Consider the following 12,177-nt stretch of genomic DNA (forward strand, 5'->3'; position numbering starts at 1 on the left):
CATCCAGTACGGCGCGGCCCATCGGTTCAATCATAGCCGTCTCGGAGTACTGGATCGCCCGGTCAAGCCGGGCGATGACCGTTGAGTTTGAGGCGCGAGCGATCCAACCAACTACGCCAGCGTATGCACGATCACCGGCCCCGCGGCGGCGCTCGCATGCCCCGCCAACAGCGACCCCAGATCCTTTTCGATCCAGGCAATGGCACGCCGGTTCGCTTCCTCGGCCTGCTCGAACTTGTCGAAGATGGAGATCGCGGTCACCGTGTCGTCGCCGGCATAGACGACGTAATAGGCCCTGAAGCCGTCGACGTCGCTGATGATCGGAACGGCGCCGTCCTTGATGCGGCGCGCCAGCTCTTCGGCGCTTCCGCTCTTCGCCTTGGCCTGACGGATGGCGGCATACATGGCATCCTCCCTTCGGCTTCTGATCCGGGCTTGATGCCCGAGCGGCATGTTACGCCCAAGCGCGCCGCCGATCTACGGCTTGGTTAACCCTGCCCTAATCCGCCTTCGCGATCTGCAACCAAGGATTAAGCACGCCTCAACATCGCTGCCTTAGTCTCGCCCCACTCACTTTTCGCAAACAACGGCAGCCTATCCTGCCGCGTGAAGTGACATCAGGGGGTTCATCATGCGCATTGCGTTGCTGCTGACCGCGACCGTTGTCGGCGCGCTGTTCGCCAATCCGTCCACCGCCGGCTCGCTCGATGTCGCGTCCGCCGATGCCGCGAAGGCGCTGCCGCCCGGCTTCCAGAGCTACCGCGGCTACATGTTCGACGTGTCGGAGAATTCCGAGCGCAAGGACGTCGACAAGCTCACCGAGAATCTGAAGCAGCAGATCGACGTGGTCGAAGGCGCCGGGTTCTCGCCGCGCGTGCTTCGCTTCTTCCGTACCGTCCCGATCATCGCGAGCGAGCTGGCCTGCCTCGACGAAGGCGCCGCAACCGCCTGCTACGGCCGGGTCACGCCGGATACCCAGCGCACCACCCCGCGGACGCTAACGGTGTGGGACCACGACAAGCAGCGCTGGACCAACCCGAACGCCGTCGACCTCGCAGTCGATTCCGGGCTCGGCGTCATCATGGTCCGGCCGGACATGATGCGTTACGAGAAAGAGGCCGTGCTGCTCCACGAGATGCTGCACGCCTATCACGCGCGCCTGCTGCCGGACGGCTACGCCAACAAGGGCGTGATCAGCTATTACGCCTATGCCAAATCCAAGGATTTCCTGCCCAAGGAAGCCTATGCGCTGAAGAACCACATGGAGTTCTTTGCGGTGACCGCCAGCATTTTCCTCGCCGGCAAGAGCGAATTCCACGATCCCAAGACCCGCGAGGCGCTCAAGGAGAAGATGCCGGACTATTACAAATATCTGGTCGGCGTGTTCGGCTTCGACCCCGATCCGGCAGCAAGCTCAAGCGGACCGGTCGCCTCGCTGAAATAAGGCCGGCACGGCGCACCTCGCGCCAAGCCAATGCCAAAAGCCGCGCGACATGCGCGGCTTTTCTGTTTTGGTAACCGGAAGCTGCGGATGACGCCCGGGCAGGAATTGCCAAGGCGGGGCCCGATCTGCATAGTCCCGCCGCATCGATTGGGACTGTTTCGAAGAGGATAGAAGACATGGCGGACGCCGACCTGGATGTCGTGATCCGGCAACTGGCCAGACAGCTGCAGACGGGCCTGATGACCCGCGCCAAGCAGCGGCGGGATCGCTTCAGCGGCCTTGCGGCCAAGGCCAGGGGCAAGGAGACCGGCGCCCGCTTCGAGATGATGGCCAAGGCCACCATGGAGCAGGCCACCGCCGCTGCCAAACGCCTCCAGATGTCCGCCGACAATGTCGCCGACAGCTATGCCCGCGCCATGCGACTGGCCGCCAGCACGCCCATCGAGGCGAAGGCCGAGAAGCCGGCCAAGGACAAGCCGGCGAAGAAGGCCGCGAAGGCCAAGAAGGCCAAAACCAAGAAGGCGAAGTAGCCGACGCTTGCGCCCTTCACCTCGCCCCGCTTGCGGGGAGAGGTCGGATCGCTCTTGCGATCCGGGTGAGGGGGAGTCTCCGCAGATCCAACTCTCACCATCTTCGCGGATAGAGCCCCTCACCCCAACCCTCTCCCCGTAAGAACGGGGCGAGGGAGAACACCTCTCACCGCGTCGGCGCCGAGACGCGGGTCGGCTCGGCGTGAGCAAGCTCGGCGAGTTTTGCGCGCGCGGCGGCGCGTGTGCGGCCGTCCTTGCCGGGCGGCAACGCAACAGCGGCTTCGAAATCTGCACGAGCATCGTTGGCCTGGCCGCGGGCGAGGAACGCAAGGCCGCGGTCGAGGCGGGCCTTCGGGTCCGAGGGGTCGAGGCGGACGGCGGTGCTGTAGCTCAGAATCGCGCGGTCGAGATCACCCTTGGCGGCGAGAGCGAGGCCGCGCTCGTGATAGGGCGGCGCCGGCTTGGGATCGAGCGCGATCGCCTCGTCAAAATCGGCAATCGCGAGGCTCAGCTCGCCGTTCTGACGGTACGCCTGCGCGCGGTCGCGATAGAGCGAGGCGCGGTTGGGATTGAGGTGGATGGCCTCGTTGAAATCGGCGATCGCCCGGCCGTTGTCGCCGTGGCGCAGCGCGATCCGTCCGCGCCCCTCGTAGGCGAAGGCGATCAGGGAGCCACGGAACGGCGAGAAGCCGATCACGGCCGAGCAGATGTCGGGCTCGTCCTCATCACCGCAATTCACGACCGTATGCGTGGACAGGCCAATGGCCACGCCCAGCACGATCAACAATGGCACCGCAGCTCTGGTCATCTTCGACGGCGACCGGCGACGGGCCGGCCACGCATCCCCTTTCGAAGGAACACTCTCGGTCAGGTGTTACCACCGGCGAGACCGGCCCTGTGTGCGCCAGGTCACAAAGCCAGCCAAAATCCGGCGGATTCCGCATCAGCCCCAAGGTCCACGTGAAGGCCCATCCAAGGGACCCCGTGAAGACGAGCGGCCCCACGGGCCCTGCGGCGGATAATTCTCGTTGGCGCCGACCGACGGCCTCGCTCGCGCGCCGAGCTCGGCCGCCAGTTGCTGGAGCGCTGCGATGCGGTTCTGCGTCGAGGGATGGGTGGCGAAGAGGTTGTCGACGCCATGGCCCGACAGCGGGTTGATGATGAACATATGTGCGGTCGCGGGATTTCGTTCGGCGTCATAGTTCGGCACCTGATGCGCGGCGCCCTCGATCTTCACCAGCGCCGACGCCAGCCACATCGGCTGTCCCGCGATGCGCGCGCCGAGATCGTCGGCGGCGTATTCGCGGGTGCGGCTGATCGCCATCTGCACCAGCATGGCTCCGAGCGGCGCCAGGATCATCATCAGGATCGAGCCGACGATGCCGGGGCCGTTGTTGTCGCGGTTGCCGCCGAAGAACATGCCGAACTGCGCCAGCATCGAGATGGCGCCGGCGATGGTGGCGGTAACAGTCATCAGCAGGGTGTCGTGATTTTTGATGTGCGCGAGCTCGTGCGCGATCACGCCGGCAAGCTCCTCGCGGCTGAGCTGGTTCATCAGGCCCGTTGTGACGGCCACGGCGGCGTTCTCGGGATTGCGGCCTGTCGCGAACGCGTTGGGCTGCGCTTCGTCCATCACGAACACGCGCGGCATGGGCAGGCCTGCGCGGCCCGCAAGCTCGGCAACGAGCCCGACCAGTTCCGGCGCGCTTTGACGGTCGACCTGATGGGCGCCGTACATCGACAGCACCGCGCGGTCGGAGTTCCAGTAGGTGAAGAGATTGGTCGCCGCCGCAATCACGAGCGCGATCATGGCGCCAGCGGCGCCGCCGATCAGATAGCCCACGCCCATGAACAGGGCGGTGAGGCCTGCGAGAAGCATTGCGGTACGCAGATAGTTCATGGCCGTCTCCTGGAGCCGGCCATGGCCGCTGGACGCGTGGCAGGCCGGCAAACACGAGGTAGGGATGACCCCGGCCCGGATGCAAGGTTCTAGGGTGCGTCGCGGAGCCGCGGCACTGGTTTGAGCTCGAGCATTCCATTAAACTTCGTCAAGAATCCAAACGTCTCCTCCCCCTTTCGGAAACCTCATGTCCAAGACCCGATTTGCGATCGCGGCCGCCGCTCTGTTCGCGCTCTCTTCAACCGCCTCCGCCCAGATCGCGCCGCCACCCGCAAGGCCTGCCGCGCCCAAGGCCACGGTGCCCTCGTCGCGCGCGGCGTCGTGCCACAATGGGCAGAGCTTCGATCGCTTCCTCGCCGACCTGAAACAGCAGGCGGTTGCGGCCGGCGTGTCGCAGCGAACGATAGCGGAGGCTTCGCCCTACCTCGTCTACGACCAGGGCATCGTCAACCGCGACCGCGGCCAGCGCGTGTTCGGCCAGCTCTTCACCGAATTTGCCGGCCGCATGGCCGCGCCCTATCGCATGCAGAACGGCCAGCAGCATATCAAGCAACACGCTGCGGCGTTCGCCCGTGCCGAAAAAGAGTACGGCGTGCCGCCGGCGGTGATCGCCGCGTTCTGGGGCCTGGAGAGCGACTTCGGCGTCAACATGGGCAATCTGCCGACGCTGAAATCGCTGGTGTCGCTCGCCTATGACTGCCGCCGTTCGGAGATGTTCGCGAACGAGACCATCGCCGCGCTGAAGGTGATCGACCGCGGCGATCTCACGCCCGACGAGATGATCGGCTCCTGGGCCGGCGAGCTCGGCCAGACGCAGTTCCTGCCGACGCATTACGTCAACTATGCCGTCGACTATGACGGCGACGGCCGGCGCGACCTGTTGCGCAGCGAGGACGACGTGATCGGCTCGACAGCGAACTACATCGCCAAGGGCTTGAAGTGGCGGCGCGGCGAGCCGTGGCTGGAAGAGATCAAGGTGCCCTCGAGCCTGCCATGGGATCAGACCGACCTCAGCGTGCAGCTGCCGCGCTCGAAATGGGCGCAGTTCGGCGTCACCTATCCCGACGGCCGTCCACTGCCGAATGACAATCTCGCGGCGTCCGTGCTGCTGCCGATGGGACGCTTTGGGCCGGCCTTCATGGCGTATGCCAATTTCGCGACCTATACCGAATGGAATAACTCGCTGATCTATTCGACCACCGCGGGTTATCTTGCCTCGCGGATTGCGGGCGCCGCCCCGATGCGCAGGCCGGCCGGGCAGGTCGCGCAACTGCCGTTCAACGAGCTCAGGCAATTGCAGCAACTTCTGGTCCAAGCCGGCTTCAATGTCGGCAAGGTCGACGGCGTGCTGGGCCAGCAGAGCCGCGCGGCCGTGAAGGCGATGCAGATCAAATACGGCCTGCCCGCCGATTCCTGGCCGACCGCGGAGCTTCTGGCCCGCATGCGGGGCAGCACGGCACAGGCGCAGCCCCAGGCGACGGTGCGGTAGAATTTTCTCACCGCACAAGCCGCTTCGACGATTGTATTATTCCATGAGGCTCCCATGTGAGTGGCTCAGGTTTTCTCCTGAGATCTCCCACCATTGAAGCGAGCATCACATGTCCTTCCACGACGCCGTCGTCCCCGCCTATCTGCAAATGCTGAACAGCCTTATCGGCCTGCTCACCAAGGCCGAGGCGCATTGCGCGGCCAAAAAGATCGACCCGGCCGTCCTGCTCGGCTCGCGCCTCTTCCCGGACATGCTGCCGCTGTCGAAGCAGATCCAGCTCGCCAGCGATTTCGCCGCCAAGGGCTGCGCCCGGCTGACGCATAGCGAGGTGCCTTCGATGCCCGACACGGAAAAGACGTTCGAGGAGCTGAAGCAGCGGCTCGCCAGGACGATCGACTACGTGAAATCATTCAAGCCGGAGCAGTTCGAAGGCGCCGACACCAAGGACGTGACCTTCCCGGCGGGCCCGGACCGGACCATGACGCTCAAGGGCCAGCAGTTCTTCAGCGCGGTCTCGCTGCCGAACTTCTATTTTCATGCCACCACCGCTCATGGCATCATGCGTCACAGCGGCGTCGAGATCGGCAAGCGCGATTTCCTCGGCGTAAACTGAGTTTGTCAGGCCGCACGGCCGCGGCAGCGAATTCACGCTGCGGCAGCCGAAAATGCACATGAATTATGCTGCGCGGGCCTGCCGCGCAGCTCGCCTGCACTTTCCGTATGGCTCATCCCTTGCGCCTGATGTCGCAATGCACAAGTGTTCCGGACCTCTCAACCCTGGAAGCACCCCAATGAGCCGTCCGACCAAACTGTTTGAGACCTACAAGCTCGGCCCGATCACGCTGGCCAACCGTTTCGTGATGGCACCGCTGACGCGCAATCGCGCCGCGCCCGGCAGCTTCGTGCCCTCTCCGCTCGCCGCCGACTATTACGGCCAGCGTGCGTCTGCGGGCCTGCTGATTACCGAAGCGAGCCAGGTCTCGCAGCAGGGCCAGGGCTACCAGGACACTCCCGGCATCTATTCGAAGGACCAGGTCGCCGGCTGGCGCAAGGTCACCGACAAGGTGCACGAGCGCGGCGGCAAGATCTTCATCCAGCTTTGGCATGTCGGCCGCATCTCGCATGTCGACCTCCAGGCGGGCGGCGCAGCCCCGGTGGCGCCGAGCGCGATTCGCGCCAAGGGCAAGACTTTTGTGAACGGCACCTTCGCCGACGTCTCCGAGCCCCGCGCGCTCGAGCTCTCCGAAATTCCAGGCATCATCGACGATTTCAAGCGCGCCACGAAGAACGCGCTGGAGGCCGGATTCGACGGCGTCGAGATCCACGGCGCCAATGGCTACCTGCTCGACCAGTTTGCCAAGGATGGTGCCAACAAGCGCACCGACGCCTATGGCGGCGGAATCGAGAACCGCGCCAAGCTGATGCTGGAGGTCTCCAAGGCCGTCGTGGCGGAAGCCGGTGCCGACCGGACCGGTATCCGCATCTCGCCGGTGACGCCCGCCAACGACATTGCCGATTCCAATCCGCAAGCGCTGTTCAATCACATCACCGACGGCCTCAGCGCGCTGAAGCTCGTCTATCTCCACGTCGTCGAAGGCGCCACCGGCGGCCCGCGCGACTTCGCAGCGTTCGACTATGCGAGCCTGCGCAAGCGCTTCTCGGGCGCCTACATCGCCAACAACGGCTACGATTTCGAACTCGCGACCAAGGTGCTCGACGCGAACGCGGCCGATTTGATCGCCTTCGGCAAGCCGTTCATCTCCAACCCCGACCTGGTCGAGCGGCTGAAGAAGGGCACGGCGCTGAACGATTGGGACAAGAACACGTTCTACGGCGGCGGCGCCAAGGGCTACACGGATTACCCGACGCTGGCCGCCGAGCCGGCGGAGTAGCCTTTCCCAAGCGACGACTGTCATGCTCCGCGAAGGCGGGGCATCCAGTAACCACCGGCAGCGAGATCAGGTCGAGAGGCCGCGGCGTACTGGATCGTCCGCCTTCGCGGACGATGACTGCGGAGAGGAACGGCGAGCGTGGCGCGCCACGAAAGGAAAAGGCCGGGATCGCTCCCGGCCTTTTTGCTACCCCCGCGCCTCAGGCCGCGTAGCGGTTGAACTTCGACTTGGAGATGGAGGTTGCGGCGACGTGGACGTGCTGCGCCAGCTCGGCCTCGGCACGCTCTTTGGTCCAGCGCGTCGTCGGCACTGAAATGTTGATCGCGGCAATCGCACGGCCATGCTCGTCGATAATGGGAGCTGCGACCGAAATGTCGCCCATCACGGTCTCGTTCATGATGACGGCATAGCCGCACCGGGCCGCGACGCGTACACGCTCCATCAGCATCTTCGGGTCGGTTACAGTGAAAGGCGTGAGCGGCGCGAGCGGGGTGCGCTTGAGAAGATCGAGGCGTTCCTCCTCGGGCAGCGCCGACAGGATCGCCGTGCCGGACGCCGTGAAGAAGGTCGGCAGCCGGCTGCCGATCACGATGTCGATGTTGATGAGGTGCGCCCCCGGAAAGCGTGCCACGAAGACAACCTCGTGGCCATCCAGTTCGTGCAGGTTGGTCGTCTCGCCGAGATTGCGGCTGATCTCGAGCAAATAGGGCGATGCGCGGTCGATCAGATCGTTGGCCTTGAGATAGCTGTGCGAGAACTGGAGCACCTTCGAGGTAAGACCGTAATTGCGCGTGCCCTCGATCCGCTTGAGATAGCCGAGCGTCTCGAGCGTGTAGACCAGGCGCTGGGTGGCGCTACGGTCGAGACCGGCGGCGCGCGCGATGTCGGCGAGCGTCATGTAGCGCTGCGGGCCGTCGAAGGCGTGCAGGACCTGGAACGCCTTTTCGGTCGAGCCGACGAACAGCGACGAACGTGACTCGCCGCCGTTGTCCGCGGCCTTCTCGTCGGCCTTGGCGGCCTTTGCCTTCGCGGCGCGGCCGCTGCCGTCACGACTGCTACGCGCCATGCTGCCGTCCTCTCACCCGATGCCCTCCGAGACCGCCAACTGCCGGCCGAGCTCGGCGCGGAGCGCAGCGACCAGCGCCGGTGCCGGCTGGACCAGCGGCGCCAGCATGCGCGGCGCCTCGACGCCGACGAGGTCCATCACCGCTTTCATCGGTCCCGGATTGGTTTCGGCGAACGCCATGTTCATCAGCGGGATCAGGCGGCGATGGAGGCTCAAGGCCTCCGCTGTCTTGCCAGCTGTGGCCGTCTCGAATATCTGGCGCCAGGCTCGCGGCAAAAGGCATGCGGTCACAACGATGCCGCCCGTCGCGCCGGCCGCGAGATGCAGCGGAAACAGGCTGTCCTCGCCGCTCAGCACCGCAAAGCTCGCGTCGACGCCGGCCACGACCTGGAGGAAATGGTACATGTCGAGATTGCAGGCCTTCATGCCGATGATGTTGGGATGCCTGGAGAGCTCATGCAGGATCTTGGGCTCGATCGCTATCCGGGTGCGGTAGGGAATCTCATAGATCAGGACAGGCACGGGCGAGGCGTCGGCATAACGCAGGAAATAGTCGCGGACGCCAGCCTGAGTCGGGTTGGTATAATATGGCGTAAGAACCAGGAGACCGTCCACGCCCTCCGCTGCGAATTCCTTGCCCGCCTGCAAGGCATCGTGGAAGCCGGTGTCCAGCACGCCGGCGATGACCGGGCCCTTGCCCGCCATCGCCTTCACCGACAAGCCGGCCATCTTGATGCGCTCGGCGCGTGCCAGCGCGCCATATTCGCCGGTGCCGCCGAGCGGCACCACGCCGTCGATCCCCTGCTTGTTGAGCCAGGCAAACAGCGCCGAGACCGCGCCGGCATCGATGGTGTCGTCGGCCTTGACCGGGGTCGGAATGGCCGGGAACAGGCCGCGAAGACGATTGGCAGTAAGCATGATGTGAACCTCTGGTTGGAATGCGGAGCTTCTATCTCGCGGCGGCCCGCCGGCGCAGGCGTTCGGCGACGAAGATCAGGAGCCCCATGAAAACGAACAGGCAGGTCGAAACGGCGGCGATCGCGGGCGAGACCTGAAGCGTCACCTCGTCCCAAAACTGCTTTGGCAGCGTCGCGTTGAGGCCGCCGGTCGCAAACAGGGCGATGGTGAGCTCGTCGAACGAGGTCGCGAAGGCGAACAGGAATGACGACATCATGCCCGCGCCGAGGATCGGGAAGGTGACGTAGCGCAACGTCGCGAACGGGCGCGCGCCGAGGCTCTGCGCGGCGTGGTCGAGCCGCGTGTCGTAATTGCGCAGCACCGCCATCATCGTCATGACCACGTAGGGCACCGCCACGACGGTATGGCCGAGAATGAGGCCGAAAGCGCTGCCGATTAGGCCCATCCGCGCGAAGACGTAAAACAGCCCGACCGCGATGATCATGCGGGGCACCACGATCGGAGACAGGATGAAGGCCAGCCACGCCGCCTTGCCGCGGATGTCGCTGCGCACCAGCAGGAACGCGGCCGGCGTGCCGATCAGCATGGCGAGCAGTCCCGTTCCGAGCCCGACCATGAGCGAGCGCAGCATGGCCTGGGTCCAGAGCGGCGAACTCAGCACGGTCTCATACCAATGCAGGGTAAAACCCTGCGGCGGCCAGTTGAGGCCGCCGGTGCCGAACGACAGCGGGATCATCAGGATGGTCGGCGCGCTGATGATGAGCAGCATGATCCAGACGAAGGCTTGCAAGCCCATGCCGGCCTGGTCGGGATTGCGGTCGCGACGGCGTGACGGCAGGAGCCGGAGGATCCGGTCGGAGACCGCACCGAGCAGCGTAAGGAGCGCGTCACCCGCCTTGTGAAGGGGGCCCGACGAACGCGACGGTGCCGCGTTGCGCGGCGCGGCCGCGCCGGTCATGGTCGACAGGCCGAGCAGGCGGTCATAGGCACCAAAGACGATGAAGACCACCAACAGCAGCAGCACCGAGATCGCTCCGGCAAAGCCCCAGTTCATGGTCTGCTGGACCTGGTCGATGATGAGCTGCGTGATCATGGTCTCGCGGCGTCCTCCGAGCAGTGCCGGCACGATGAAGAAGCCGATCGCGGTGACGAACACCATGATGCCCGCCGCGGCGACGCCCGGCAGCGACAGCGGAAAATAGATTCTCCAGAACGCCATGCCCGGCCGCGCCCCGAGCGTGGCGGCCGCGCGCGGCAGAGTGCGGTCGATGTTCTCCATCACCGCGAGCATCGTCAGCACGGCGAGCGGCAGCAGCGCATTGACCATGCCGACGAGCACGCTGCCGAAATTGTAAAGCAGGCTCGCGGGGCTCGAGATGATGCCGAGCGAGATGAGGAGCTTGTTGATGACGCCGTTGCGCCCGAGCAGCACGATCCAAGCGAAGGCGCGGACCAGGAAGCTGGTCCAGAATGACAGCAGCACCCAGAACAGCAGCGTCGTCTTGCGTTCCTTGTCGACGACCGAGATCAGATAGGCGATCGGATACCCCGTGATGACGCAGACCAGGGTGGTGACCAGCGAGATCTTCAGGGTGATCAGGAGAACGTCGAGATAGACCGATGAGGCGAAGAGCTGGCGGTATTGCGCCAGCGTGAAGCCATTGTCGCCGTAGACGCTAAGCAGCAGCAGCTGGCCGACCGGATAGACCAGGAACAGCGCGAGCAGCAGGACCAGCGGGGCGCCCATTGCCGCCCGCGTCCAGGCCAGATTCCGCTGTATCGCGCGCGGGGCGGCCAAGCTCAGATCCCCTTGCCATCGCGGATGGCGACGGCGTCCGCCGCATGCCATCCGAGCGACAGAAGCTGTCCGATCTCGTAGGGCGCCGCGCCGCTGCGGGTCGGATGCGCGGCGACAAGTTGCGGCATGCCCACCGTCTCCGGCGCGATGTAGAGCCGCGTCAGGCTTCCGCTGATCATCACGTCCAAAAGCCGCCCAGAGATACGGCCGGAGAGCTGGCCTCCGCCGCCGGCGTCCCCGACCACGAGGTTCTGGGGACGCACCATCACCTTGATCGGCTCGCCCGCGGCGAAACTCCCGCCATTGCCGACCGCGCGCGACGGCGCGGCCTGTGCGGCCAGGACGATGTCGAGCCCATCGCCGTCGACGCCACGCACGGTGGCGCTGAGCAAATTGGACTCGCCGAGGAAGTCGGCGACGAACACCGAGCGCGGACGGAAATAGAGATCCTCAGGCGTGCCGAGCTGCTCGATCGCGCCTGCATTCATCAGGCAGATGCGATCAGACATCGTCATCGCCTCTTCCTGGTCGTGGGTGACGTAGACGATCGTGGTGCCGAGCTCGCGATGGATGCGCTTGATCTCGAGCTGCATCTGGTCGCGCAGCTTCTTGTCGAGCGCGCCCAAGGGCTCGTCCATCAGAATGATGGCGGGCCGATAGACGATGCAGCGCGCCAGCGCGATGCGCTGCTGCTGGCCGCCGGAGAGCTCGCGCGGATAGCGTTTTGCAACGTGCGGCAGTCGCACCGTCTCCAGCGCCTCGGCCGTGCGCCGGCGCGCCTCAGCGTCGGCCACCTTCCGCATCTTCAGGGGAAACGCGATGTTGTCCTCGATCGTCATGTGAGGAAACAGCGCGTAGTTCTGGAACACGACGCCTATATCGCGGTCATAAGCCGGGCTGTGCGTGACGTCGGTATCGTCGATCAGGATCCGCCCCTCGTCAGGATGGGCGAGGCCTGCGATCAGGCTGAGCAGCGTCGTCTTGCCCGATCCCGACGGGCCGAGCAGGGTCAGAAATTCGCCGCTGGCGACGTCGAGGCTGGTCGGCGCCAGCGCGACGAAGTCGCCATAGCGCTTGCACAGCTCGTGAATGCGCAGGCTCGACGAGACCATGGGCCGCTCCGATCGCTTCGCGCTTCCC

Annotated in this window: 12 protein-coding genes; 5 read left to right on the forward strand and 7 right to left on the reverse strand. The window is 65.2% G+C overall.

Features of this window, described 5'->3' with window-relative positions; genetic code table 11:
- Positions 1 to 111: 111 nt before the first annotated feature.
- A complete protein-coding gene (locus ABID59_RS22710) occupies positions 112 to 405 on the reverse strand; it encodes an antibiotic biosynthesis monooxygenase (RefSeq protein ID WP_045005289.1) in 294 nt (97 codons plus the stop codon).
- 226 nt (positions 406 to 631) lie between these two features.
- On the opposite strand from ABID59_RS22710, the gene ABID59_RS22715 reads away from it, so the two are divergent.
- Positions 632 to 1,444 carry a hypothetical protein gene (locus ABID59_RS22715; RefSeq protein ID WP_354084844.1) on the forward strand — a complete coding sequence of 271 codons (813 nt, stop codon included), beginning with the start codon at positions 632 to 634 and terminating at the stop codon, positions 1,442 to 1,444.
- Between the two features lie 176 nt (positions 1,445 to 1,620).
- Positions 1,621 to 1,974 carry a hypothetical protein gene (locus ABID59_RS22720; protein WP_354084845.1) on the forward strand — a complete coding sequence of 118 codons (354 nt, stop codon included), beginning with the start codon at positions 1,621 to 1,623 and terminating at the stop codon, positions 1,972 to 1,974.
- A gap of 166 nt (positions 1,975 to 2,140) precedes the next feature.
- Here ABID59_RS22720 and ABID59_RS22725 read toward each other — a convergent pair whose 3' ends face one another.
- Positions 2,141 to 2,782, reverse strand: coding sequence for a tetratricopeptide repeat protein (locus ABID59_RS22725; protein ID WP_354084846.1), 642 nt, complete (start codon positions 2,780 to 2,782; stop codon positions 2,141 to 2,143).
- Positions 2,783 to 2,917: 135 nt separating this feature from the next.
- Positions 2,918 to 3,874 carry a zinc metalloprotease HtpX gene (gene htpX, locus ABID59_RS22730; RefSeq protein WP_354084847.1) on the reverse strand — a complete coding sequence of 319 codons (957 nt, stop codon included), beginning with the start codon at positions 3,872 to 3,874 and terminating at the stop codon, positions 2,918 to 2,920.
- A gap of 187 nt (positions 3,875 to 4,061) precedes the next feature.
- Between htpX and ABID59_RS22735 the strand changes: the two genes are divergently transcribed.
- The 3 genes from ABID59_RS22735 to ABID59_RS22745 all read left to right on the forward strand — a co-directional run bounded on the left by ABID59_RS22735 (position 4,062) and on the right by ABID59_RS22745 (position 7,255).
- Entirely contained in the window at positions 4,062 to 5,363 is a 1,302-nt protein-coding gene (locus ABID59_RS22735; RefSeq protein WP_354084848.1) for a lytic murein transglycosylase, read from the forward strand.
- A 109-nt stretch (positions 5,364 to 5,472) separates the two neighbouring features.
- Entirely contained in the window at positions 5,473 to 5,976 is a 504-nt protein-coding gene (locus tag ABID59_RS22740) for a DUF1993 domain-containing protein (RefSeq protein ID WP_148755604.1), read from the forward strand.
- A gap of 178 nt (positions 5,977 to 6,154) precedes the next feature.
- Positions 6,155 to 7,255: an alkene reductase gene (locus ABID59_RS22745; protein ID WP_354084849.1), complete on the forward strand. Its 1,101-nt coding sequence runs from the start codon at positions 6,155 to 6,157 to the stop codon at positions 7,253 to 7,255.
- A gap of 199 nt (positions 7,256 to 7,454) precedes the next feature.
- Here the strand turns inward: ABID59_RS22745 and ABID59_RS22750 are convergent, their stop codons facing one another.
- Genes ABID59_RS22750 through ABID59_RS22765 form a run of 4 tightly spaced genes read right to left on the reverse strand, consistent with a single transcriptional unit; the run spans position 7,455 to position 12,149 of the window.
- Positions 7,455 to 8,321, reverse strand: coding sequence for an IclR family transcriptional regulator (locus ABID59_RS22750; RefSeq protein WP_354084850.1), 867 nt, complete (start codon positions 8,319 to 8,321; stop codon positions 7,455 to 7,457).
- A 12-nt stretch (positions 8,322 to 8,333) separates the two neighbouring features.
- Positions 8,334 to 9,239, reverse strand: coding sequence for a 4-hydroxy-tetrahydrodipicolinate synthase (gene dapA / locus ABID59_RS22755; RefSeq protein WP_354033730.1), 906 nt, complete (start codon positions 9,237 to 9,239; stop codon positions 8,334 to 8,336).
- 31 nt (positions 9,240 to 9,270) lie between these two features.
- Positions 9,271 to 10,986 (reverse strand): ABC transporter permease subunit, encoded by a 1,716-nt coding sequence (locus ABID59_RS22760; protein WP_354084851.1) that lies wholly within the window; start codon positions 10,984 to 10,986, stop codon positions 9,271 to 9,273.
- A gap of 53 nt (positions 10,987 to 11,039) precedes the next feature.
- Positions 11,040 to 12,149 carry an ABC transporter ATP-binding protein gene (locus tag ABID59_RS22765; RefSeq protein ID WP_148755600.1) on the reverse strand — a complete coding sequence of 370 codons (1,110 nt, stop codon included), beginning with the start codon at positions 12,147 to 12,149 and terminating at the stop codon, positions 11,040 to 11,042.
- Between the last annotated feature and the right edge of the window lie 28 nt (positions 12,150 to 12,177).

This window comes from Bradyrhizobium sp. S3.3.6 (assembly GCF_040546905.1).
Taxonomy (GTDB): Bacteria; Pseudomonadota; Alphaproteobacteria; order Rhizobiales; family Xanthobacteraceae; genus Bradyrhizobium; species Bradyrhizobium cytisi.

What these genes read in the sequence shown, in the direction of transcription:
- htpX (WP_354084847.1), bottom strand. Translation starts at nt 3,874, where the DNA reads ATGAACTATCTGCGTACCGCAATGCTTCTCGCAGGCCTCACCGCCCTG.
- ABID59_RS22725 (WP_354084846.1), bottom strand. Translation starts at nt 2,782, where the DNA reads ATGACCAGAGCTGCGGTGCCATTGTTGATCGTGCTGGGCGTGGCCATT.
- ABID59_RS22745 (WP_354084849.1), top strand. Translation starts at nt 6,155, where the DNA reads ATGAGCCGTCCGACCAAACTGTTTGAGACCTACAAGCTCGGCCCGATC.
- ABID59_RS22720 (WP_354084845.1), top strand. Translation starts at nt 1,621, where the DNA reads ATGGCGGACGCCGACCTGGATGTCGTGATCCGGCAACTGGCCAGACAG.
- dapA (WP_354033730.1), bottom strand. Translation starts at nt 9,239, where the DNA reads ATGCTTACTGCCAATCGTCTTCGCGGCCTGTTCCCGGCCATTCCGACC.
- ABID59_RS22750 (WP_354084850.1), bottom strand. Translation starts at nt 8,321, where the DNA reads ATGGCGCGTAGCAGTCGTGACGGCAGCGGCCGCGCCGCGAAGGCAAAG.
- ABID59_RS22710 (WP_045005289.1), bottom strand. Translation starts at nt 405, where the DNA reads ATGTATGCCGCCATCCGTCAGGCCAAGGCGAAGAGCGGAAGCGCCGAA.
- ABID59_RS22740 (WP_148755604.1), top strand. Translation starts at nt 5,473, where the DNA reads ATGTCCTTCCACGACGCCGTCGTCCCCGCCTATCTGCAAATGCTGAAC.
- ABID59_RS22765 (WP_148755600.1), bottom strand. Translation starts at nt 12,149, where the DNA reads ATGGTCTCGTCGAGCCTGCGCATTCACGAGCTGTGCAAGCGCTATGGC.
- ABID59_RS22715 (WP_354084844.1), top strand. Translation starts at nt 632, where the DNA reads ATGCGCATTGCGTTGCTGCTGACCGCGACCGTTGTCGGCGCGCTGTTC.
- ABID59_RS22735 (WP_354084848.1), top strand. Translation starts at nt 4,062, where the DNA reads ATGTCCAAGACCCGATTTGCGATCGCGGCCGCCGCTCTGTTCGCGCTC.
- ABID59_RS22760 (WP_354084851.1), bottom strand. Translation starts at nt 10,986, where the DNA reads ATGGGCGCCCCGCTGGTCCTGCTGCTCGCGCTGTTCCTGGTCTATCCG.